Consider the following 20,499-nt stretch of genomic DNA (forward strand, 5'->3'; position numbering starts at 1 on the left):
TCACCGGTTGACGGTCGGCCCCCAGAAGATGAGGTCTTCCGCCTCGATCCACCCGTAGGCGTAATTAAGTACGTAAAGGGTGGTGAGGACGATCGACAGGATCGTGGCGCGCACTGCAATCACGCCGGGTCGGAAGTTCACCGGTGCACTATCGGCTTGGCCGGGTACTTTTGTCGCCCCGATCTCGTCCGGCGTCTTCACCCCGAAAGGCAGCAGCACGAAGGCGCTGACGACCCAGAACAGAACGTAGATCGCAAGGATCGAGGTCCACTGCATCGGCAGTTCCATGCCGCTTACCCCAGGTTCTCTGGCAGGAGGACGCGCACTTGCGGACGCTTGCCCGACCAGCGCTGCGCTGCGCGGCGCGCTGCAAGCCGCGCCGCCTCATGTACTGCCGAGGCGCTGCGGGCGTCCATGCCCTTGAGCTTGGCTATGGCCTGGCGGATGTCGGCCAGCGCTTCTTCGGTGAAATCACCGTAGTCCTCGTCGAGCGGCAAGCCGATACTGTCGATGCGCGGGGATAGGTCACCATCGAGCGCGACGATCACTACGCCCTCATGCATAATCCGCCGGCGCATGACGATCGCATCGCCATCGGCCGGGGCGATGATGTCACCGTCCAGGACAAGGCGCCCTGCCCTGACCTTGGCAATCGTGCCCGGCGCACCGGGCGCAAGACGCACGATATCGCCGTTCTGCTGGACCACGGCATCGGGAATGCCGTTTTCGCGTCCGAACCTCGCCTGCTCCTGCATGTGCCGCATTTCGCCATGAACCGGCACGAGGATATCAGGACGAAGCCAGCCATAGAGCGCCTCGAGCTCTGGACGGCCAGGGTGGCCCGATACGTGGATCATGCTCTGCCGGTCGGTCACCATCGTCACACCCTTTTCGGCAAGACGGTTCTGGACAGCGCCGATGGAGAGTTCGTTGCCCGGGATCTGGCGGCTGGAGAAAAGGACAACATCGCCCGGCACGAGTTCCAGCGGGTGATTGTCCTCGGAAATTCGCGAAAGTGCCGCCCGCGGCTCACCCTGCCCGCCGGTTGCCAGGATCATGACCTCACCTCGTGGCAGGCCCATGGCGGTGTCGAAATCCACCGGTTCCGGCAGGTCTTCGAGGTATCCGTTCTGCTGCGCTACTTCGATGATCCGGTCGAGCGATCGACCGGCCACGCAAAGCTGTCGCCCGGTTTCGCGCGCGACGTTTCCGAGGGTCTGCAAACGGGCTACGTTGCTGGCGAAGGTCGTCACGAGGACCCGCTTGCCCTTGTGCTTCTGAACTTCTTCGAGAAGGCCCTTGTAGACCGCGCCTTCCGAACCGCTAGGCGAAGGGTTGAAGACATTGGTGCTGTCGCACACCAGCGCGAGTACGCCATCGTCGCCGATCTCGGCAAGCTCTTCGTCGGTCGCGGGCTCTCCAATGATCGGATCGTCGTCCAGCTTCCAGTCACCGGTATGGAAGATCTTGCCATGCGGCGTGTCGATCAGCAGCGCATTGCCCTCTGCGATCGAATGGGCCAGCGGGATGTAAGTGACCTCGAAGGGGCCAACCTGGAAACTCCCGTGGTCTTCTTCGATCTCATGCAGCTCGATTTCGCCAAGTAGTCCCGCTTCCTCGAGCTTGCGCCGCACAAGTTCCATCGTGAAGGGCGTCGCATAGATCGGCACGCCCAGGTCGGCTGCGAAATAAGGCACGGCGCCGATGTGATCTTCATGCGCATGGGTGAGAACGATCGCTTCAAGCTGCTTCGTCCGCTCCTCGATGAATTCGAGGTCGGCGAACACAAGGTCCACGCCGGGATACTCGCCGCCGGAGAAAGTCATGCCCAGATCGACCATCAACCACTTGCCGTTGCAGCCGTAGAGGTTGACGTTCATCCCGATCTCGCCTGAGCCGCCGAGCGCGAGAAACAACAGTTCGTCTTCGGGGGTGAAATTCTTTTTCAAGCGGAGGCCCTTTCAGCCAGCATGGCGAGACCATCCAGGGTGAGGTCGCTATCCACCTCATCGAACAGGTCGGTAATTTCGTCGAACAAAAGAGCCAGTCCGCCGGTTGCGACAACTTTGGCCGGTCGGCCTATCTGGCGGCGCATACGGTCTACAAGACCCTCTATAAGGGCTACATAACCCCAGAATACGCCTATCAACATCTGGTCTTCCGTGTTGCGCCCAATCACGTTCTCGTCGTCGGGTTTCCTGATCGCGATACGCGGCAGTTTGGCCGTGTTTCCGACAAGCGCATCAAGCGAAAGATTGATCCCCGGCGCGATGATCCCGCCCTTGTAGGCACCGGTGAAATCGACGGCATCGATGGTCGTGGCGGTGCCGAAGTCGATTACGATCAAATCACCCTCGTACTTCGCATGGGCCGCAATTGTGTTGAGAGCACGGTCGGCGCCCAGCGTTCGCGGGTCGTCTACGTCGATGGCGATGCCCCAATCTGCCGCATCTTGGCCTGCGATCAGCGGTTCGATCCCGAAGTATTTCTGCGCCAATACGGTGAGATTATGGATGGAACGGGGCACCACCGATCCCACGATGATCTGGTCGATGTCCTCTTTGGCATAACCCTGCAGTTCGAGCAGGCGGAGCAGCCAGACGGCGTATTCGTCGCCGGTCCGACGCGGGTCGGTCGCGATGCGCCAGCGCGCCTTGATCTGCCGCCCTTCGAAAAGCGCAAAGACCACATTCGTATTTCCGACATCGGCTGCAAGCAGCATGGATCAGCCCTCCTCTCGTGCCAACATCACGTCACCAGCATGGATGACCTTCACTTCGCCATCAGGCAACCGCAATTGCAATGCCCCGCTGTCGTCCAATCCGGCGAAAGCACCCAGCAATACATCTTCACCCGGTGGCTGGACGCGAAGCTCCGTCCCCAGGGCGTGCGCCGCGAGTTCCCAGCGCCGGATCATGGGTGGCAGGCCGAAAGTCCGCCAGCGTTCGAGTTCGGTATCCAGCTGCCGGGCAAGCGAATTCGCGAACTGGTTACGATCGGGAGCGGGTCCCAGGGCCGACAGGGCGATGGTCTCTCGGTCTGGAAGGTCGGGCGCCTTGCCTAGGTTCACACCGATGCCGACAACGATAGCATCACCCTCTCGCTCCAAAAGGATGCCGGCAAGCTTGGCACCTCGCAGGAGCAGGTCATTGGGCCATTTGAGAGCCAGAGCGCCCGGTTCGCTGACAATCGCGACGACGGTTTCATAGACCGCCAGGCCGACAACTAGCGCAAGGCTCGCCGGGGGAGGGTCGCTCGCGCGGACCTCTACGACGGTAGAACCCATAAAGTTGCCCGCGCCGTCGAACCACGTGCGACCCTGACGGCCCTTCCCCGCCAACTGGCGCTCGGCCACCAGCCAATTGCCTTCACTGACGCGCTCGCCCTGACGAACGCGCTCCAGCAGATCCGCGTTGGTCGAACCGGTTTCGGCTAGGTACTCGATCAAGCTGCGAAGAACAGCGCCTGGGCCGCAGCGTCAGCTACCGATCCCAGCCACGGCGTAAGCAGGTATCCGAGCGGGGAAATGACCAGGACACACAGGCCCAGAACAACCCAGTGCGATACCGGCGCCTTAGCCGGTGCATCGCCTTTCGGCTCGTCGAAGAACATGACCTTGACGAACTTGATGTAGTAGAACGCGCCGATGACGCTGGCGGCGATACCGATGGCGGCCAGCGCGATCATGTCGGCCTGCACGGCTGCCTGGAAGACTACGAACTTGCCCCAGAACCCGAACAGCGGCGGAATACCCGCAAGGCTGAACATGAGCGCGAGCAAGCACCAAGCGAGCGCCGGACTGCTGGTCGAAAGGCCCGAGATATCGTCGAAGGTCGCAAGCGCCTCACCCTTCTCGGTACGGAGCATGAGCAGGGCAACGAAGCTGCCGATGGTCATGAACACATAGATCGAAAGGTAGACGAGCACGCCGGAAATCCCGGCCGGTGTCGCCGCTGCAAGGCCGATAAGGATGAAGCCGACATTGTTGATCGACGAATACGCCAGCAAGCGCTTGAGGTTCTGCTGCCCGATGGCGCCAAGCGCACCCACAACGATCGAAGCGAGGGCCGCGAAGATGACAATCTGCTGCCACGCTTCAGCCTGACCGCCGAACGGGACCGCTGCCATACGTACGAGCATGGCCACCGCAGCGACCTTGGGAGCGCTGGCGAAGAATGCAGTGACCGGTGTAGGTGCGCCTTCGTAAACGTCCGGCGTCCACATGTGGAACGGAACTGCCGCGACCTTGAAGGCAAGGCCGGCGAGCACGAACACCACGCCGAACAGCGCGCCGGTCGAGAAATCGGCATCGAATGCAGCCCTGACGCCGTCATAGCTCGTCGTACCGGAGAAACCGTAGACGAGGCTGACGCCGTAAAGGATGATACCCGAGGCGAGACCACCCAGGATGAAGTACTTCAGGCCGGCTTCGCTGGACTTGTCGTCACGCCGCGCGAAGCTCGCGAGGACGTAGGACGAGAGGCTCGACAGCTCGAGACCGATATACAGCGTCATCAGGTCGACCGCGGACACCATGATGCCCATGCCAACTGCATTGAACAGCATCAGTACGGCGAATTCACCGCGAAACTGGCCACGATCCTCGAAGTAGCGAGGGGCCACGATCAGGCAGGCGATGGTCGCGATGTAGACGAGCGACTTTGCAAAGATGCTGAATGCATCGACTTCCAGCAGGCCGCCGAATGCCGCAGCGCCTACGCCATCATTCGCGAGAGAGAGGTTGAAGATCAGGGCGCCGAAAAGTGCGGTAACCGCGGCGATCGTAATGGCGCGGGCCGAAGAACGCGTCGTCCAGGCGGTGGCGAGCAGCAGGACCAGGCCGGCAATCGACAGCCCGATTTCCGCACCGGTCAGGTAGAGCGAGTTAGCGTAGGACATCAGTGCTCTCCCTCCGATCCGTGCTCTGCAGCGATGTAGTTCGCAGCGTGTTCGTCAGGCGTGCCTACCGTCAGTGCGCTGTCATATTCGGGCGCGACGCTGGCGAGGCGGGCTTCAAGGGTGGCAATGTCCTGGCGCATCGGGGCGAGGAAACTTTCCGGATAGACGCCCATCCACAGCACGGCGGCGGCGATGGGTGCGAGCATGGCCCATTCGCGGGCATTGAGATCGGGCATGCGGGCAGCGTCGGCATTGACCTGCTCGCCGAATGCCACGCGGCGATAGAGATAAAGCATGTAGGCAGCGCCAAGGATGATGCCGGTGGTGCAGACCAGCGTCACGAAGGTCGAAACCTTGTAGATGCCTGCAAGGGCGAGGAATTCGCCAACGAAGTTGCTGGTCCCCGGCAGGCCGATGGAGGCCATGGTGAACAGCAGGAAGAAGAGCGCGTACTTCGGCATGTTGATCGACAGGCCGCCGTAGCGGGCGATCTCACGAGTATGCAGGCGGTCGTAGATGACGCCGACACACAGGAACAGCGCACCCGAGACGAGGCCGTGGCCGAGCATGACCATCATCGCGCCCTCCAGACCCTGCACGTTGAATGCGAAGAGACCGACGGTCACGATCGCCATGTGGGCGACGGAGGAATAGGCGATGAGCTTCTTCATGTCCTCCTGCACCAGCGCGACGAGCGAGGTGTAGATCACGGCGACCATGGAGAGCGCGAAGACCAGCCAGGCAAGATCGGCACTGGCATCGGGGAACATCGGCAGGCTGAAACGGATGAAGCCGTAGCCACCGAGTTTCAACAAGACGCCAGCCAGGATGACCGAACCCGCCGTCGGTGCCTGGACATGGGCGTCGGGCAGCCAAGTATGCACCGGCCACATCGGCATTTTGACTGCGAAGCTGGCGAAGAAGGCCAGCCACAACCACAGCTGCGCATCGACCGGGAAATCGTACTGCATCAGCGTGGGAATGTCGGTCGTGCCCGCCTCGTTCACCATCCACAGCATGGCGATCAGCATCAGCACCGAACCGAGCAGCGTATAGAGGAAGAACTTATACGACGCGTAGATGCGGTTATCGCCGCCCCAAACACCGATAATCAGGTACATCGGGATAAGGCCGGCTTCGAAGAAGATGTAGAACAGGAACAGGTCCTGCGCGGCGAACACGCCGATCATCAACACTTCCATGAGCAGGAAGGCCGCCATGTATTCGCCCACGCGCTTGGTGATCGAATCCCAGCTGGCGAGAATGCAGATCGGCATCAGGAATACCGAAAGCATGATGAGCATCAGCGCGATGCCGTCGATGCCAAGGGCATAGCTGAAGCCGGCGAACAATTCGGCGCGTTCGACGAACTGCCACTGTGCGCCGCCGATCTCGTAATTAAGCCACAGCAGGATGCCGAGAGCGAGATTGAAAAGCGTCGCGAACAGCGCGACCATTCGCGCGCTGCCGGCATTCAGGAACAGGCAGGCGATGGCCGCAACCAGCGGCACGGCGAGCATGAGCGAGAGGATGGGGAACTCCATCAGAACAGCACCCAAGTGACGGCGGCGACAAGTCCGAGGAGCATCACCAGCGCATAGCTATACAAATATCCGGTCTGGAACTTCTTGGCGCCCACGGCACCCTTCTCGACGACCCAGGCCACGCCATTGGGGCCGAAGCGGTCGATCGTGCCGATATCGCCCAGCTTCCAGAACTGGCGGCCCAGCCAGAAGGCCGGCACCACGAAGAGGTAGTGGTAGAGCTCGTCGAAATACCACTTGTTATAGAGGAAGCGGTAGATCGGACCGAGTTGCTCGGCCGCCTTGCCGGGGATCGAGGTATCCTTGATGTAGGCAAGCCAGGCGACGAAAAGGCCGATGAGCATCACGAAGAAAGCAGCGTATTTCACAGGCCAAGGAACCGCATGCATCGCGTGGATCAACGCTTCGTTATAGAAGATCGAACCACCCCAGAACGCTGCGCTATCGAGGAAGGCGGGCGCAAAAACCTGGCCTGCGGCAATCGCACCGATCGACAGCACCCCGAGCGGGATCAGCATCGAGATCGGGCTTTCATGCGGGTGGTAGCCACCGGTCGTGTCCGCACCCGCTTCTTCGGGGGTCTTGTGGACCGAGTGCTGGATGTGCTCGCTCTCGATCCAGCGCGGCTTGCCCCAGAAGGTAAGGAACATCAGGCGCCAGCTGTAGAAGCTGGTGAGAAGCGCTGCGAACACGCCCATCCAGAACGCGAAGTTGCCGAGCTCGGTGCCGCGCGCGAACGCGACTTCGATGATGGCGTCCTTCGACCAGAAGCCTGCGAAACCTACGCCAAGGTGATAGATGCCGAGGCCGGTAATCGCGAGCGTGCCCATCATCATCGCCCAGAAGGTGAGCGGGATGTGCTTACGCAGATTGCCGTAATACCGCATGTCCTGCTCGTGATGCATCGCGTGGATGACCGAGCCAGCACCGAGGAACAGCAGCGCCTTGAAGAAAGCGTGCGTGAACAGGTGCAACATGGCCGCGCCATAAGCGCCCACGCCTGCGGCAAAGAACATGTAGCCAAGCTGCGAACAGGTCGAATAGGCGATGACGCGCTTGATGTCCCACTGCGTCGTGCCGACGGTCGCCGCGAAGATACAGGTGGCAGCACCAACGAAGGTCACCATCGCGAGCGCAATCGGCGCGGTCTCGAACATGGGCGACAGGCGGCAGACCATGAAGACACCGGCGGTGACCATCGTCGCGGCATGGATCAGCGCGGAAACGGGCGTCGGGCCTTCCATTGCATCGGGAAGCCAAGTGTGCAGGCCAAGCTGCGCCGACTTACCCATCGCGCCGATGAATAGCAGGATGCACAGGACATCCATGGTGTGGACGCGAAGGCCCAGGAAGCCGATCGTCGCACCGCTCATGCCGGGGGCCGCTTCGAGGATTTCGGGGATCGACACCGTGCCGAATACCCAGAAGGTGCCGAAGATGCCCATCATGAAGCCAAGGTCGCCGACCCGGTTGACCACGAAAGCCTTGATAGCGGCGGCATTCGCGCTCGGCTTCTTGAACCAGAAACCGATCAGCAGGTAGCTGGCGAGGCCCACCCCTTCCCAACCGAAGAACATCTGGACGAGGTTGTCGGCGGTCACCAGCATCAGCATGGCGAAGGTAAACAGCGAAAGGTAGGCGAAGAACCGCGGCTGGTCCGGGTCTTCGTCCATGTAACCCCAGCTATAGAGGTGGACGAGCGCCGAAACGGTCGTGATGACCACCAGCATGACGGCGGTCAGAGTGTCGACGCGCAGTGCCCAGTCGAAGCTCAGCGCACCCGACTGGATCCACGTGAGGACCGGGACGACTGTCGCTTCGGCATTACCCGACCAGAACGACAGGAAGATCGGCCAGCTCAGCGCGCAGGAGACAAACAGGCCGCCCGTGGTGATGCTCTTGGCGAACACGCTCGGCGCGCTCTTGTTGACCAGTCCCGCGACAATCGACGCGAGCAGCGGCAGGAATACGATGACGAGGATCGATTGCACGGTTGCTTACCCCTTCATCCGGTTCGCATCGTCGACCGCAATCGTGCCGCGGCCACGGAAATATATCATAAGGATCGCCAGACCGATGGCGGCTTCGGCAGCAGCAACGGTCAGGATGAACATCGCGAAGACCTGCCCGACCAGATCGCCCAGGAAAGCGCTGAATGCGACCATGTTGATGTTCACTGCGAGCAGGATCAGTTCGATCGCCATCAGGATGACGATGATGTTCTTGCGATTGAGGAAAATCCCCAGGACGCCGAGCACGAACAGGATCGTGCTGACGACGACATAGTGTTCGATGCCAATCACAGCTCGACTCCCTTACCCACTTCGGGCTGTTTCATGACGGTTGCCTCGTCGGGATTGCGGCGGACCTGCTTGCCGATGTCCTGCTGTCCGCGCTTCGATTTGGAAGGACGGTGGGTTAGGACGATCGCCCCGATCATCGCGACGAGCAGAATGATGCCGGCGATCTCGAACAGGAATACATATTTGCTGTAGAGCAGCGCACCGATGGCGGCAGTATTGCTCTCGGCCACGACCGACGCATCGCCTGCAGGCGGCGTACCGAGGTTGATCGCGCCCACGTTATAGGCACCGATGCCCAGCACCAGCTCTGCGAGCAGTATCAGCGCCACGACGATCCCCAGCGGGAAATTGCGGATGAAGCCCGCGCGCATGGCCGCGACATCGATATCGAGCATCATGACCACGAACAGGAAAAGCACGGCGACTGCCCCGACGTAGACGATGACCAACAGCATCGCGATGAACTCGGCACCGACCAGCACCATGAGGCCGGCCGCGTTGAAGAAGGCGAGGATGAGCCACAGGACGGAATGCACCGGATTGCGGGCCGTGATTACCATCACGGCCGATGCAATCATGATGATCGCGAACATGTAAAAGGCGATAGTCTGGATCATGTTGCCCCGGTTACGGTTGCGGCGCGGTTAGCGATAGGGTGCGTCGGCTTCAAGGTTCGCGGCGATGGCCCGCTCCCACTTGTCACCATTCGCGAGCAGCTTGGCCTTGTCGTAAAGCAGCTCCTCGCGGGTTTCGGTTGCGTATTCGAAGTTCGGGCCTTCGACGACGGCATCGACCGGGCAGGCTTCCTGGCAGAAACCGCAGTAGATGCACTTGGTCATGTCGATGTCGTAGCGCGTGGTACGGCGGCTGCCGTCTTCACGCGGTTCGGCCTCGATCGTGATAGCCTGCGCCGGGCAGACAGCTTCGCACAGCTTGCAGGCGATGCAGCGCTCTTCCCCGTTGGGATAGCGGCGCAGGGCATGCTCACCGCGGAAACGCGGGCTCAGCGGGTTCTTCTCGAACGGATAGTTGATCGTGACCTTGGGCTTGAAGAAGTACTTCAGCGTGAGGGCGTGCGCCTTCACGAACTCCCACAAGGTAAACGACTTGATCAGATGGGCGACGCTCATGCGGCGGCTCCGAAGTGACCGGTCGCCATCAGGTAACCGGAAATGACAAGGACGAAAACGAGGCTCAACGGCAGGAACACCTTCCAGCCCAGGCGCATCAGCTGGTCGTAGCGATAGCGCGGGACGGTCGCCATGACCCAGCTGAACATGAAGAAGAAGAAGAACGCCTTCAGCAGCAGCCAGACGATGCCCGGAATATCGAACCAGGGGATCAGGTCGATATCTAGCGGCGGCAGCCAGCCACCGAAGAACAGCAGCGCGTTGAGAATGCACATCAGCAGGATGTTCGCATACTCACCGAGCCAGAAGAGCGCGAAGCTCATCGAGCTGTATTCGGTCTGGTAACCGGCGACGAGTTCCGATTCCGCCTCGGTAAGGTCGAACGGGACACGCTGCGTTTCCGCGAGGCAGGAGATGAAGAACATCACCCAGATCGGGAAGATCAGCGGGTGGACGACATAGGCGTTCACGATGCCGAGGCCGAAGCCTTCCTGCGCCCGCACGATGTCGTTGAGATTGAAAGTACCTGCGAACAGGACGACGCAGACGAGGATGAAGCCGATCGAGACTTCATAACTGATCATCTGTGCCGAAGCGCGCATGGCCGAGAAGAACGGATACTTCGAGTTCGAAGCCCAACCGGCCATGATGATGCCGTAGACCGACAGCGAACTTACCGCGAGGATGTAGAGCAGTCCGACATTGATATCGGCCAGCACCATGCCTGCATCGAAGGGGATGACCGCCCATGCCGCCAGCGCGACGGTAAATGTCACGATCGGGGCGAGCAGGAAGATGCCCTTGTTTGCCGCGCTCGGGATGATGGTTTCTTGGAGGAACACCTTCAGACCGTCGGCAAAGCTCTGCAGCAGGCCGAAGGGTCCGACCACGTTGGGGCCGCGGCGCAGGTTGATCGCCGCCCAGACCTTGCGGTCGACGTAAATGATCATGGCTACTGCCAGCATCAGCGGCAGCGCGATGAGCAGGATGCCGGCAACGGTGGCTACGCCCCACGCCCATTCGTAGCTCATGCCGAGGGATTGGAAGAACTCGGTCATTTGCGACCTTCCATGTGAATATCAAAGCGCACCAGGGCGGCAGCGGCAATCAGCAACCAGCTGCCGTAAAAGACATTATCGATTACCGGACCGCCGGTAATGATGGTGGCTGCGACAGCCGCAACAAAGAACAGGATCAGGAAGTGCGGCGTGAAACGCGCCACCACGCGGGTGAAAGGATCGCTCATTCCGCCGCCTCCGCAAGCTCGCCGTCATGCAGGAGTTCGCTTGAGCAGCGCTGCATCACTTCGCTGGCACGCGCGATAGGGTTGGTGAGGTAGAAATCCTTGATCGGATAGGCACTCATGGTGCCTTCCGCCTTCGCCTTGGCGTCGACCTTGGGAAGCGCACCATAATCGGCCAGGCCTTCTTCGCCGAGAGCCGGGACTTCAGCGATCATCGCAGACTGCAACTGAGCGAAATTGTCGAAACCGACTTCAACCTTGAGGGCATCGGCAAGCGCACGCAGGATCGTCCAGTCCTCGCGTGCATCACCCGGTGCGAAAACGGCCTTTTCGGCGAACTGCACGCGGCCTTCGGTGTTGACGTAGGTCCCGTCCTTTTCGGCATAGCTAGCTGCCGGAAGGATGATGTCGGCCGAATGCGCGCCCTTGTCGCCGTGATGGCCAATGTAGACCTTCAGCGTATCGGTGAACGGCTCGTAGTCCATTTCGTCAGCGCCCAGGCTGATAAGGACCTTGGGCTTGGCCTTGACGATGTCCGCCATGCCGCCCTTCTGCGCGAAGCCGAGCATCAGGCCGCCCATACGCGCGGCGGAGAAATGCAGGACGTTGAAGTCCGCTCCCCAATCGCTGGCGAGCGCCATTGCCTTGCCATGCGCACCCTTGAGCGCACCGCCGCCGACGATGACTGCGCCGCGTTCGGCATTCTTGAAGGCGTCCGCGACGTCCTTCGGGAGCTTGTTGAGAACGCCAAGGTCTTCACCGAGGAATTCAGCGGGATAGGTCGTGTCCCAGTAAGGTCCGACAACGTAAACCTTCGCACCGCGCTTCACGGCCTTGCGAATGCGCACGTTGACCAGCGGGGCTTCCCAGCGGATGTGGCTGCCGACAATCAGGATCGCGCCGGCGTGTTCGAGACCTTCGAAAGTCGAGTTGAAGTTGACCGCGGCCAGGTTCGACACGTCATAATCCATGCCGGTCTGACGACCTTCGATCAGCTTCGAACCGCACGCCTTGAGCAGCGCTTTGGCGGCGAACATCGTTTCGCAATCAACCATGTCACCGGCCACGGCGGCGATGGCCTTGCCGGGCTTGGCCTTGGCGATGGCCTTGAAAGCCTCGTCCCAGGTCGCCGGCTGCAATTTACCGCGCTTGCGCATGAAGACCTTGTCGAGACGACGCTTGGACAAGCCGTCGACCATGTAGCGGCCCTTGTCGGACAGCCATTCCTCGTTGACCGCATCATTGACGCGCGGAAGTGCACGCATGACTTCACGGCCACGGCTGTCGAGGCGGATATTCGCGCCGACCGCATCGGAAACGTCGATGCTGAGCGTCTTCTTGAGCTCCCACGGACGCGCTTCGAACGCGTAGGGGCGCGACGTGAGCGCGCCGACCGGGCAGAGGTCGATCACATTTGCCGAAAGCTCGTGCTCGGCTGCCTGCTCGAGGTAGGTCGTGATCTGCATGTCCTCGCCGCGACCGACCGCGCCGATTTCGTCCACGCCAGCAATTTCCTCGCTGAAGCGCACGCAACGGGTGCAGTGAATGCAGCGGGTCATGACCGTCTTGATCAGCGGGCCCATGTATTTCTCGGTGACGGCGCGCTTGTTTTCCTCATAGCGCGTCGCGCCGCGGCCGTAAGCGACCGACTGGTCCTGCAGGTCGCATTCACCGCCCTGGTCGCAGATCGGGCAATCGAGCGGGTGATTGATGAGCAGGAATTCCATCACGCCTTCGCGCGCGGTCTTCACCATCTCGCTATCGGTGCGGATTTCCTGGCCTTCGGTGGCCGGGAGCGCACAACTCGCCTGCGGCTTGGGCGGCCCGGGCTTCACCTCGACGAGGCACATGCGGCAGTTGCCGGCAATGCTCAGCCGCTCGTGATAGCAGAAACGCGGGATTTCCTTGCCCGCAAGCTCGCACGCCTGAAGGACGGTTGCGCCTTCGGGGACTTCGAGTTCCTGTCCGTCTACTGTAACCTTGGGCATTATTCAGCTGCTTCCAGAGTATCGGGGGCAAACTTTGCGTTGTGTTCTTCGATCCGGCGCTCAAGCTCGGGGCGGAAGTGGCGGATGAGGCCCTGGATCGGCCATGCGGCCGCGTCACCCAGCGCGCAGATGGTGTGGCCTTCGACCTGCTTGGTGACCTGCTGCAGCATATCGATTTCCTCGATCGCCGCGTCGCCGGTGCGCAGGCGCTCCATCATGCGCCACATCCAGCCCGTGCCTTCGCGGCAGGGCGTGCACTGGCCGCAACTCTCGTGCTTGTAGAAATAGCTCAAGCGGGAAATCGCGCGCACGATGTCGGTCGACTTGTCCATGACGATGACGCCGGCCGTGCCGAGGCCCGAACCCAAGTCCTTGAGCCCGTCGAAGTCCATCGGCGCGTCCCAGATCTGCTCTGCCGGGACCAGCGGTACCGAGGAACCGCCGGGGATCACGGCGAGGAGGTTGTCCTTGCCGCCGATGATGCCGCCGCAGTGCTTCTCGATCAGCTCGCTGAACGGGATCGAGAGCGCTTCCTCGACCACGCAGGGCTTGTTCACATGGCCGCTGATCTGGAAGAGCTTGGTGCCCTTGTTGTTCTCGCGGCCGAAGCTTGCGAACCAGCTCGCGCCGCGACGCAGGATGGTCGGGACGACGGCGATCGATTCCACATTGTTGACCGTGGTCGGGCAGCCATAGAGGCCCGCGCCTGCCGGGAACGGGGGCTTGAGACGGGGCTGACCCTTCTTGCCCTCGAGACTCTCGATCATCGCGGTTTCCTCGCCGCAGATGTAGGCGCCCGCGCCGCGGTGCAGGAAGACGTCGAAATCATAGCCCGATTTCGAGGCGTTCTTGCCGATCAGGCCAGCGTCATAGGCCTCGTCGATCGCGGCCTGCAGAGTCTCTGCCTCGCGGATGTACTCGCCGCGAATGTAGATGTAGGCCGCCCTCGCCCGCATGGCGTAGCCGGCGACCAACGCGCCTTCGATCAGCTTGTGCGGATCGTGGCGGATGATCTCGCGGTCCTTGCAGGAACCGGGCTCGGATTCGTCGGCGTTGATGACGAGGAAACTCGGACGGCCGTCCTTCGATTCCTTCGGCATGAACGACCATTTGAGGCCGGTCGGGAAGCCTGCGCCACCACGGCCGCGAAGGCCGGAAGCCTTCACTTCCTCGATGATGTTGTCATGTCCGCGCGCGATCAGCGACTTGGTATCATCCCAGTCGCCGCGCTGCTGCGCCGCCTTCAGGCCCCAGTCCTGGAAGCCGTAGAGGTTGGTAAAGATGCGATCCTTGTCGGCGAGCATCAGGCGAGACCTCCGAATACGAAAATGGCAGCCGCGATCAGGATCACGACCAGTGCGATCGTCTTCACGACGCCCTTGAAGACTTTCCACGCGACCACGATCGCGACCAGCGCGAGGATGATGGTGAGCCAGTCGGCGCTCATGACCACTCACTCCGATAATCGTGGTTTTCCTCGACCATCGCTTCGAGCGAGCTCAGCGCGTTGGCCGGTTCGCTGGTGTGACGGCCCGGCTCCTGCGTTCCAGCCTTGGGCTGCTCACCCTTTGCCAATGCATCGAGGATGGTGTCGAGGCGCTCGGGCGTAAGGTCTTCGTAATTGTCGTCGTTGATCTGGACCATCGGCGCGGTGGCGCAATTGCCCATGCATTCGACTTCGGTGAGGGTCCACAGGCCGTCTTCCGACACGTGGCCCTTCTTCATGCCGCGCTTCTTGCAGGTTTCGAACAGACCGTCCGAACCGCGTAGCATGCAGGGCGTCGTGCCACAGACTTGCACGTGGTACTTACCCACCGGCTTCATGTTGTACATGAAGTAGAAGCTGGCGACTTCGAGCACGCGGATGACCGGCATGTCGAGATAGTCGGCGACATATTCGATCACCGGCAGCGGCAGCCAGCCCTGCGTATTCGTTTCCTCACCGACCTGGCGCTGTGCAAGGTCGAGTAGCGGCATCACCGCGGAACGCTGGCGTCCCTCGGGATAGCGCGCAATCGCCTTGTCCGCACGCTCGCGGTAGCTTTCGTTAAACTCGAAAGCACCCCAGCGCTCGCGCAGCTCGGGAGTATCGGGTGCGGGATTACGGTCAGCCATTAGCGGTCACACTCCCCGAACACGACGTCGATGGCGCCGAGGATGGCCGTGGCATCGGGCAGCATGTGGCCTTTGCTCATGAAATCCATTGCTTGCAGGTGGCTGAAGGCCGTCGGGCGGATCTTGCAGCGATAGGGTTTGTTCGAGCCGTCACTGACGAGGTAGACGCCGAATTCGCCCTTGGGGCTTTCGGTGGCGACGTAAACCTCACCCGCGGGCACGTGGAAGCCCTCGGTATATAGCTTGAAGTGGTGGATCAGCGCTTCCATCGACTGCTTCATCTCGGCGCGCTTGGGCGGCGAGACCTTGCGGTCGCTGCTGGCGATGGGGCCGGTCGGCATATCGCGCAGGCACTGCTTGATGATCTTCGCGCTCTCGTAAACTTCCTTCACGCGCACCACGAAGCGATCGTAGCAGTCCGAATTGGTGCCGACGGGAATGTCGAACTCCATCCGGTCATAAACGTCATAGGGCTGCGACTTGCGCAGATCCCACGGGATACCGGCAGCACGGATCATCGGGCCGGAGAAGCCCCAGGCCAGCGCGTCTTCCTTGCTGACCACCGCGATATCGACGTTGCGCTGCTTGAAGATGCGGTTGTCGAGCACGAGGCTCATCGCATCGCCGAACAGTTCGGGCAGGCGCGTGTCGATCCATTCGCCGATGCCGACGAGCAGCTTTTCGGGCACGTCCTGGTGGACACCGCCCGGGCGCAGATAAGCGTGGTGCATGCGCGCGCCGCTCATGCGCTCGAAGAAGTTCATGCAATCTTCGCGCAGCTCGAAAACCCACAGGTTCGGCGTCATCGCGCCAACGTCCATGACGTGCGCGCCAATGTTGAGCATGTGGTTGCAAATGCGGGTCAGCTCGGCGAACAGTACGCGGATGTACTGTGCCCGCTCGGGCACCTCGACGTTCAGCAGCTTCTCGATCGCGAGGACGTAACTGTATTCCTGCGCCAGCGGCGAACAGTAGTCGAGCCGGTCGAAATACGGCAGCGCCTGCAGGTAGGTCTTGTGCTCGATCAGCTTTTCGGTGCCGCGGTGCAGCAGGCCGACGTGCGGATCGATGCGTTCGATGATCTCGCCGTCGAGCTCCATGACCATGCGCAGCACGCCGTGGGCCGCAGGATGCTGGGGCCCGAAGTTGATCGTGTAGTTGGTGATCGTTTCGTCGCCGGTGGTCGGCGATTCTTCGAGTTGGAAACCGGTACTCATGCGCAAATCCACTTGCCGGAGTAGGTGGCGGTGCTGCCGTCGGCAGCGCTAACGGTGAGGTTGGCGGGACGCGAAGCCGCATCGCCTGCCTGCGGTGCGACCTGGACGGTCACGCCCTCACCCGAAAATGTGGCTCCTGCCTTGAGCAAGTCGAGGCCGCCGGGGCCCGTGTCGAGCAGCGTCAGACCGCCTCCAACACGGATCACGGCCTTGCCCGGCAAGGTCGGTTCCTTAAGCGCGCTCGCCATGACGAGTTCGCGATTGCCGTCCATGAAGGTGCAGCCGCCATCGCGCGGCCCCATGTCGACATTGGCAATATCGCGAAGCTGCTCGAGCTGCGTGACATTTGCATCCGCCGGAGGGGCTTCCGCAGCGACATTCGGCGCATCGGCATCGACAGGCGCAGCAGCACCCTGCTCCCCGCCGTTGATACGGCTGGCGAAGTCATCCGCGCTTTCCTGAGGCGCGGGCTCGGAAGAGCACGCCGCGAGCGCGAGCGCAGTCAGAGGAAGGATAAGCGCGCGCATCAATCGGTGCCCTTCTTCGGCTTGGTGGCCTTCGCGGTATCGGTCGTCTTGCCGACCCGCTTCTTGCGCCCCGGCTGATCTTCCGTCGGCTCCGGCGGCGGAGCATCGGGTCCGCCGTCCTTTTCGGCCGGCGCATCGGCGCTGACTTTTTCAGCGGCCTTATCATCAGCCTTCTCGCCGGCACCCGTTTGCTTGGGGCTTTCGGTAGTCTTGGGATCGTCGATCGGCGGCATATCCGCCTTTTCGTCGCCCGGAAGGACGTAATCCGCGCCTTCCCACGGGCTCATGAAATCGAACTGACGCAGGTCCTGTGCCAGCTTCACGGGTTCGTAGACGACGCGCTTTTCGTCTTCGGAATACCGCAACTCGACATAGCCGGTGAGCGGGAAATCCTTGCGGAAGGGGTGACCTTCGAAGCCGTAGTCGGTCAGGATGCGGCGCAAGTCGGTATTACCGTCGAACAGCACGCCGTACATGTCGAACACTTCGCGCTCGAGCCAGCCCGCATTTGGCCAGAGCGTCGTCACCGTCGGTACCGGCGTATCTTCCGATGCGCGGCACTTGACCATGATGCGATTGTTGGTGGTGACCGAAAGCAGCATATAGACTACTTCGAACCGTTCATTACGGTTCGGGTAGTCGACACCGGCGATTTCCATCAGCTGCTGGTACTCGAAATCGTCGCGCAGGGTGCGCAGCGCAGTTTCGATGCTGCCGCGCTGGACATGGAAAAGCAGCTCGCCATGCTCTTCGCGTGCCTCGACGAGATGATCGCCAAGCGCATTCGAGATCGTGTTCTTGAGGCCGTCGATCTGGGTGAACCGGGGCGCGGAATGAAGCGTTGCCATCTCTTCGCCCTTACCTCTCGATCGTGCCGACGCGGCGGATCTTACGCTGCAGCTGCATCACGCCGTAAAGCAGTGCCTCTGCCGTCGGAGGGCAACCAGGCACGTAGATGTCGACCGGCACGATGCGATCGCAGCCGCGAACGACGCTGTAGCTATAGTGATAGTAGCCGCCGCCATTGGCGCAGCTGCCCATCGAGATAACGTATTTCGGTTCCGACATCTGGTCGTAAACCTTGCGCAGCGCAGGAGCCATCTTGTTGCAGAGCGTGCCTGCGACGATCATCACGTCGGACTGACGGGGCGAAGCACGCGGAGCGACGCCGAAACGCTCCATATCGTAACGCGGCATGTTCACGTGGATCATCTCGACCGCGCAGCATGCGAGGCCGAAAGTCATCCACCACAGCGAACCCGTACGCGCCCACTGGAACAGGTCCTCGGTACTGGTGACGAGGAAACCCTTGTCGTTCACTTCCGTCTGAAGCGCGTTGAAATAGTCTTGGTCGGGCTGGCGCACGTCACCCGGCTGGGCAGTCGGCTGCAGCAGGGCGTCGCGTCCGTGCGGGCTGGAGGTCATTTGCTGGCTCATATCAGTCCCAATCCAATGCGCCCATCTTCCATTCGTAGGCGAGACCGATCGCCAGAATGAGAAGGAAAATCACCATCGAAATCCAGCCCGTCCACCCGGTGATGTCGAGGCTGACAGCCCACGGGAAAAGGAACGAGGCTTCGAGGTCGAACAGCAGGAACGAGATCGCGACAAGGTAGAAGCGAACGTCGAACTGGCTGCGGGCGTCGTCGAATGCGGGAAATCCGCACTCGTATTCGCTGAGCTTCTCCGCATCGGGCGCGTGCGCGCCGGTAAGGCGGGATACGCCCATCGGCAGGAACACGAAGGCAGTCGACAGGACGACTGCGATGAAGAGGAAGATCAGGATCGGTAGATATTGTTCGAGGTCGACCACGAATGATTCCTAAGCGGGGCTTGGTTCGGGCACGCCTCTAGGCCCCTCGCGTGACAGGTGCAAGGGTGCGAAAGGCGCAATTCCCGTAAGCATGGTTGCAACGGATGCACATAGCCCCTGTTACGGACAACTGTCCGGGCGCAGAGCTATCGTCCGGCGCACCGACGGCCGAAAGGGCCAACGGTCCGCCGGAACGCGCCCATCACTTCATCATCTTGTCGATCGCCTTGCGTGTGGCGTCGCCATATGGCGGCTTGAAACCGGCCAGCTTGGCAACGTCGATCTTCGGCTGGGTGTAGACGCTGCGAGCATGGCTGAATTCGCGGAAGCCCTCGATACCGTGATAGCTTCCCATTCCGGAAGGACCGACCCCGCCGAATGGCAGGTCGTCCATGGAAACGTGGAAAATCACGTCGTTGACGGTGACGCCGCCGCTGATCGTCTTCGTCAAGACCTTCGACTGCTCGTCGGAATCCTGCCCGAAATAATACAGACCCAGCGGACGGTCGTGCTCGTTCACATATTCGATCGCCTCGTCCATGTGGCGATAGGTCTTCACCGGCAGGACCGGCCCGAAGATTTCCTCCTGCATCGCCTTCATGTCCTCGGTCACGTTCTTGAGGATCGTCAGCGGCATCTTGCGGCTGTTGGTGTTCGAAAAATCCTCGTTGCCCGGATTGACCTCGATGACCTCCGCACCCTTGTCGCGCGCGTCGGCAACCAGGCCCTGGAGGCGATCGAAATGGCGGTCGGTGACGACGCTCGCATAGTCGTCGTTATCGAGCAGCGTGGGGTACATGTTGGCTGTGCCCTGCCAGACACCGTGGATCGCCTCGTCCTGCTTGCTTTCTGGAACGTAGAGGTAGTCGGGCGCGAGGCAGATCTGGCCCGCATTCATCATCTTGCCCATCGCGATGCGTTCGCCAGCTTTCGCGAAATCGGCGCTCTCGCCCATGAACACGGGGCTTTTGCCACCCAGTTCGAGAGTAACCGGGACCAGGTTCTTGGAGGCCGCCTCCATCACCTTGCGGCCCGTTGCGGTAGAGCCGGTGAAGACCAGGTGGTCGAACGGCAGTTCGGAGAACGCTCCGGCGATTTCCGGGCCGCCGGTGAAAACGGCGCATTCGTCTTCGGTGAAATATTCCTCGACCAGCTCCTTCATGAGCAGGCTGGTTTTCTCGGTGAATTCGCTGGGCTTGATCATCGCCCGGTTCCCGGCCGCGAAAATCTGCATCAGCGGACCGAACGTGAGGTTCACGGGGAAATTCCACGGGCTGAGGATGCCGATCACGCCCTTGGGTTCATAGCGGACCTCCGCCTTTGCCCCCAGCAGGCCGAGCGGGAACTGCACGTGGCGCTTGTCCGCCTTGGCCCAGCCATCCATGCGTTTCAGGCAATATTTCCCGAAATTGATGGTGCCGACGATGTCGGTCATCATCGATTGCTGCGGAGAGCGGTTGCCGAAGTCTGCGCTCATGACCTTGCACAGGTCGTCAGCGTGATCTTTCAGGAGCTTGATCGAACGCTCGATACGATCCTTGCGCAACGCCATGGGCTCGGGCCGCATCTGGTGATGAGCCGCGCGTTGCTTGCGAAGGACCTCTTCCATCCGGTTCAGTCGCTCATCAGCCATGATATTCTCCCTTGGTCTGTGTTGCGCCGCAGCGACGCCTATCCTATCTCGGCGGCAAGATATTCCAGAACCAGAGGACCAGCACAA

General features: G+C 61.3%; 22 protein-coding genes. All 22 read right to left on the bottom strand.

The features are described 5' to 3' along the window. The 22 genes from BM173_RS07155 to BM173_RS07255 all read right to left on the bottom strand — a co-directional run bounded on the left by BM173_RS07155 (nt 1) and on the right by BM173_RS07255 (nt 20,412). Complete coding sequence (locus BM173_RS07155) at nt 1-276, bottom strand: DUF1467 family protein (RefSeq protein WP_090480228.1); 276 nt, start codon at nt 274-276, stop codon at nt 1-3. 17 nt (nt 277-293) lie between these two features. Further along, a complete protein-coding gene (locus tag BM173_RS07160) occupies nt 294-1,949 on the bottom strand; it encodes a ribonuclease J (RefSeq protein WP_177201834.1) in 1,656 nt (551 codons plus the stop codon). Next, on the bottom strand, nt 1,946-2,722 hold the full coding sequence (locus BM173_RS07165; RefSeq protein WP_090479307.1) for a type III pantothenate kinase: 777 nt from the start codon (nt 2,720-2,722) through the stop codon (nt 1,946-1,948). The genes BM173_RS07160 and BM173_RS07165 overlap by 4 nt, the downstream gene beginning before the upstream one ends. Before the next feature lie 3 nt (nt 2,723-2,725). Further along, entirely contained in the window at nt 2,726-3,448 is a 723-nt protein-coding gene (locus BM173_RS07170) for a biotin--[acetyl-CoA-carboxylase] ligase (protein ID WP_090479310.1), read from the bottom strand. After that, nucleotides 3,445-4,899 carry an NADH-quinone oxidoreductase subunit NuoN gene (gene nuoN / locus BM173_RS07175; RefSeq protein ID WP_090479313.1) on the bottom strand — a complete coding sequence of 485 codons (1,455 nt, stop codon included), beginning with the start codon at nt 4,897-4,899 and terminating at the stop codon, nt 3,445-3,447. The genes BM173_RS07170 and nuoN overlap by 4 nt, the downstream gene beginning before the upstream one ends. Further along, complete coding sequence (locus BM173_RS07180; protein WP_090479315.1) at nt 4,899-6,443, bottom strand: NADH-quinone oxidoreductase subunit M; 1,545 nt, start codon at nt 6,441-6,443, stop codon at nt 4,899-4,901. Before BM173_RS07180 ends, nuoN begins: the two co-directional genes overlap by 1 nt. Continuing rightward, nucleotides 6,443-8,434 (bottom strand): NADH-quinone oxidoreductase subunit L, encoded by a 1,992-nt coding sequence (gene nuoL, locus BM173_RS07185; RefSeq protein WP_090479318.1) that lies wholly within the window; start codon nt 8,432-8,434, stop codon nt 6,443-6,445. Before nuoL ends, BM173_RS07180 begins: the two co-directional genes overlap by 1 nt. Before the next feature lie 6 nt (nt 8,435-8,440). Next, the gene (nuoK, locus tag BM173_RS07190; protein WP_090479321.1) at nt 8,441-8,746 is read right to left on the bottom strand and encodes an NADH-quinone oxidoreductase subunit NuoK; all 306 of its coding nucleotides are present in this window, start codon (nt 8,744-8,746) and stop codon (nt 8,441-8,443) included. After that, nucleotides 8,743-9,363, bottom strand: a complete 621-nt coding sequence (locus tag BM173_RS07195; RefSeq protein ID WP_090479324.1) for an NADH-quinone oxidoreductase subunit J — start codon at nt 9,361-9,363, stop codon at nt 8,743-8,745. The genes nuoK and BM173_RS07195 overlap by 4 nt, the downstream gene beginning before the upstream one ends. Nucleotides 9,364-9,390: 27 nt before the next feature. Then, a complete protein-coding gene (gene nuoI / locus BM173_RS07200) occupies nt 9,391-9,876 on the bottom strand; it encodes an NADH-quinone oxidoreductase subunit NuoI (protein ID WP_090479327.1) in 486 nt (161 codons plus the stop codon). Then, complete coding sequence (nuoH, locus tag BM173_RS07205) at nt 9,873-10,934, bottom strand: NADH-quinone oxidoreductase subunit NuoH (protein WP_090479330.1); 1,062 nt, start codon at nt 10,932-10,934, stop codon at nt 9,873-9,875. Before nuoH ends, nuoI begins: the two co-directional genes overlap by 4 nt. Further along, on the bottom strand, nt 10,931-11,122 hold the full coding sequence (locus BM173_RS07210; RefSeq protein ID WP_090479333.1) for a hypothetical protein: 192 nt from the start codon (nt 11,120-11,122) through the stop codon (nt 10,931-10,933). Before BM173_RS07210 ends, nuoH begins: the two co-directional genes overlap by 4 nt. Continuing rightward, complete coding sequence (gene nuoG / locus BM173_RS07215) at nt 11,119-13,107, bottom strand: NADH-quinone oxidoreductase subunit NuoG (protein WP_090479336.1); 1,989 nt, start codon at nt 13,105-13,107, stop codon at nt 11,119-11,121. Before nuoG ends, BM173_RS07210 begins: the two co-directional genes overlap by 4 nt. After that, entirely contained in the window at nt 13,107-14,411 is a 1,305-nt protein-coding gene (gene nuoF, locus BM173_RS07220) for an NADH-quinone oxidoreductase subunit NuoF (protein ID WP_090479338.1), read from the bottom strand. Before nuoF ends, nuoG begins: the two co-directional genes overlap by 1 nt. Next, complete coding sequence (locus BM173_RS14595) at nt 14,411-14,554, bottom strand: hypothetical protein (RefSeq protein WP_177201835.1); 144 nt, start codon at nt 14,552-14,554, stop codon at nt 14,411-14,413. The genes nuoF and BM173_RS14595 overlap by 1 nt, the downstream gene beginning before the upstream one ends. Continuing rightward, nucleotides 14,551-15,222 carry a complex I 24 kDa subunit family protein gene (locus BM173_RS07225; protein ID WP_090479340.1) on the bottom strand — a complete coding sequence of 224 codons (672 nt, stop codon included), beginning with the start codon at nt 15,220-15,222 and terminating at the stop codon, nt 14,551-14,553. Before BM173_RS07225 ends, BM173_RS14595 begins: the two co-directional genes overlap by 4 nt. Beyond that, a complete protein-coding gene (locus BM173_RS07230) occupies nt 15,222-16,439 on the bottom strand; it encodes an NADH-quinone oxidoreductase subunit D (protein ID WP_090479343.1) in 1,218 nt (405 codons plus the stop codon). The genes BM173_RS07225 and BM173_RS07230 overlap by 1 nt, the downstream gene beginning before the upstream one ends. Next, a complete protein-coding gene (locus tag BM173_RS07235; RefSeq protein ID WP_090479346.1) occupies nt 16,436-16,966 on the bottom strand; it encodes a hypothetical protein in 531 nt (176 codons plus the stop codon). Before BM173_RS07235 ends, BM173_RS07230 begins: the two co-directional genes overlap by 4 nt. Beyond that, entirely contained in the window at nt 16,966-17,814 is an 849-nt protein-coding gene (locus BM173_RS07240) for an NADH-quinone oxidoreductase subunit C (protein WP_090479348.1), read from the bottom strand. Before BM173_RS07240 ends, BM173_RS07235 begins: the two co-directional genes overlap by 1 nt. A 10-nt stretch (nt 17,815-17,824) precedes the next feature. Further along, nucleotides 17,825-18,391, bottom strand: a complete 567-nt coding sequence (locus tag BM173_RS07245; RefSeq protein ID WP_245755806.1) for a NuoB/complex I 20 kDa subunit family protein — start codon at nt 18,389-18,391, stop codon at nt 17,825-17,827. Between the two features lie 13 nt (nt 18,392-18,404). Then, the gene (gene ndhC, locus BM173_RS07250; protein WP_090479351.1) at nt 18,405-18,779 is read right to left on the bottom strand and encodes an NADH-quinone oxidoreductase subunit A; all 375 of its coding nucleotides are present in this window, start codon (nt 18,777-18,779) and stop codon (nt 18,405-18,407) included. Between the two features lie 202 nt (nt 18,780-18,981). Continuing rightward, a complete protein-coding gene (locus BM173_RS07255; RefSeq protein ID WP_177201836.1) occupies nt 18,982-20,412 on the bottom strand; it encodes a coniferyl aldehyde dehydrogenase in 1,431 nt (476 codons plus the stop codon). Between the last annotated feature and the right edge of the window lie 87 nt (nt 20,413-20,499).

Origin of the sequence: Qipengyuania nanhaisediminis (assembly GCF_900115585.1) — a bacterium.
Classification (GTDB): Bacteria; Pseudomonadota; Alphaproteobacteria; order Sphingomonadales; family Sphingomonadaceae; genus Qipengyuania; species Qipengyuania nanhaisediminis.

Coding starts and splice junctions, on each gene's coding strand:
- BM173_RS07155 (WP_090480228.1), bottom strand. CDS start 276: ATGCAGTGGACCTCGATCCTTGCGATCTACGTTCTGTTCTGGGTCGTC.
- BM173_RS07165 (WP_090479307.1), bottom strand. CDS start 2,722: ATGCTGCTTGCAGCCGATGTCGGAAATACGAATGTGGTCTTTGCGCTT.
- nuoN (WP_090479313.1), bottom strand. CDS start 4,899: ATGTCCTACGCTAACTCGCTCTACCTGACCGGTGCGGAAATCGGGCTG.
- BM173_RS07180 (WP_090479315.1), bottom strand. CDS start 6,443: ATGGAGTTCCCCATCCTCTCGCTCATGCTCGCCGTGCCGCTGGTTGCG.
- BM173_RS07195 (WP_090479324.1), bottom strand. CDS start 9,363: ATGATCCAGACTATCGCCTTTTACATGTTCGCGATCATCATGATTGCA.
- nuoI (WP_090479327.1), bottom strand. CDS start 9,876: ATGAGCGTCGCCCATCTGATCAAGTCGTTTACCTTGTGGGAGTTCGTG.
- nuoH (WP_090479330.1), bottom strand. CDS start 10,934: ATGACCGAGTTCTTCCAATCCCTCGGCATGAGCTACGAATGGGCGTGG.
- BM173_RS07210 (WP_090479333.1), bottom strand. CDS start 11,122: ATGAGCGATCCTTTCACCCGCGTGGTGGCGCGTTTCACGCCGCACTTC.
- nuoG (WP_090479336.1), bottom strand. CDS start 13,107: ATGCCCAAGGTTACAGTAGACGGACAGGAACTCGAAGTCCCCGAAGGC.
- nuoF (WP_090479338.1), bottom strand. CDS start 14,411: ATGCTCGCCGACAAGGATCGCATCTTTACCAACCTCTACGGCTTCCAG.
- BM173_RS14595 (WP_177201835.1), bottom strand. CDS start 14,554: ATGAGCGCCGACTGGCTCACCATCATCCTCGCGCTGGTCGCGATCGTG.
- BM173_RS07225 (WP_090479340.1), bottom strand. CDS start 15,222: ATGGCTGACCGTAATCCCGCACCCGATACTCCCGAGCTGCGCGAGCGC.
- BM173_RS07230 (WP_090479343.1), bottom strand. CDS start 16,439: ATGAGTACCGGTTTCCAACTCGAAGAATCGCCGACCACCGGCGACGAA.
- BM173_RS07235 (WP_090479346.1), bottom strand. CDS start 16,966: ATGCGCGCGCTTATCCTTCCTCTGACTGCGCTCGCGCTCGCGGCGTGC.
- BM173_RS07240 (WP_090479348.1), bottom strand. CDS start 17,814: ATGGCAACGCTTCATTCCGCGCCCCGGTTCACCCAGATCGACGGCCTC.
- BM173_RS07245 (WP_245755806.1), bottom strand. CDS start 18,391: ATGACCTCCAGCCCGCACGGACGCGACGCCCTGCTGCAGCCGACTGCC.
- BM173_RS07255 (WP_177201836.1), bottom strand. CDS start 20,412: ATGGCTGATGAGCGACTGAACCGGATGGAAGAGGTCCTTCGCAAGCAA.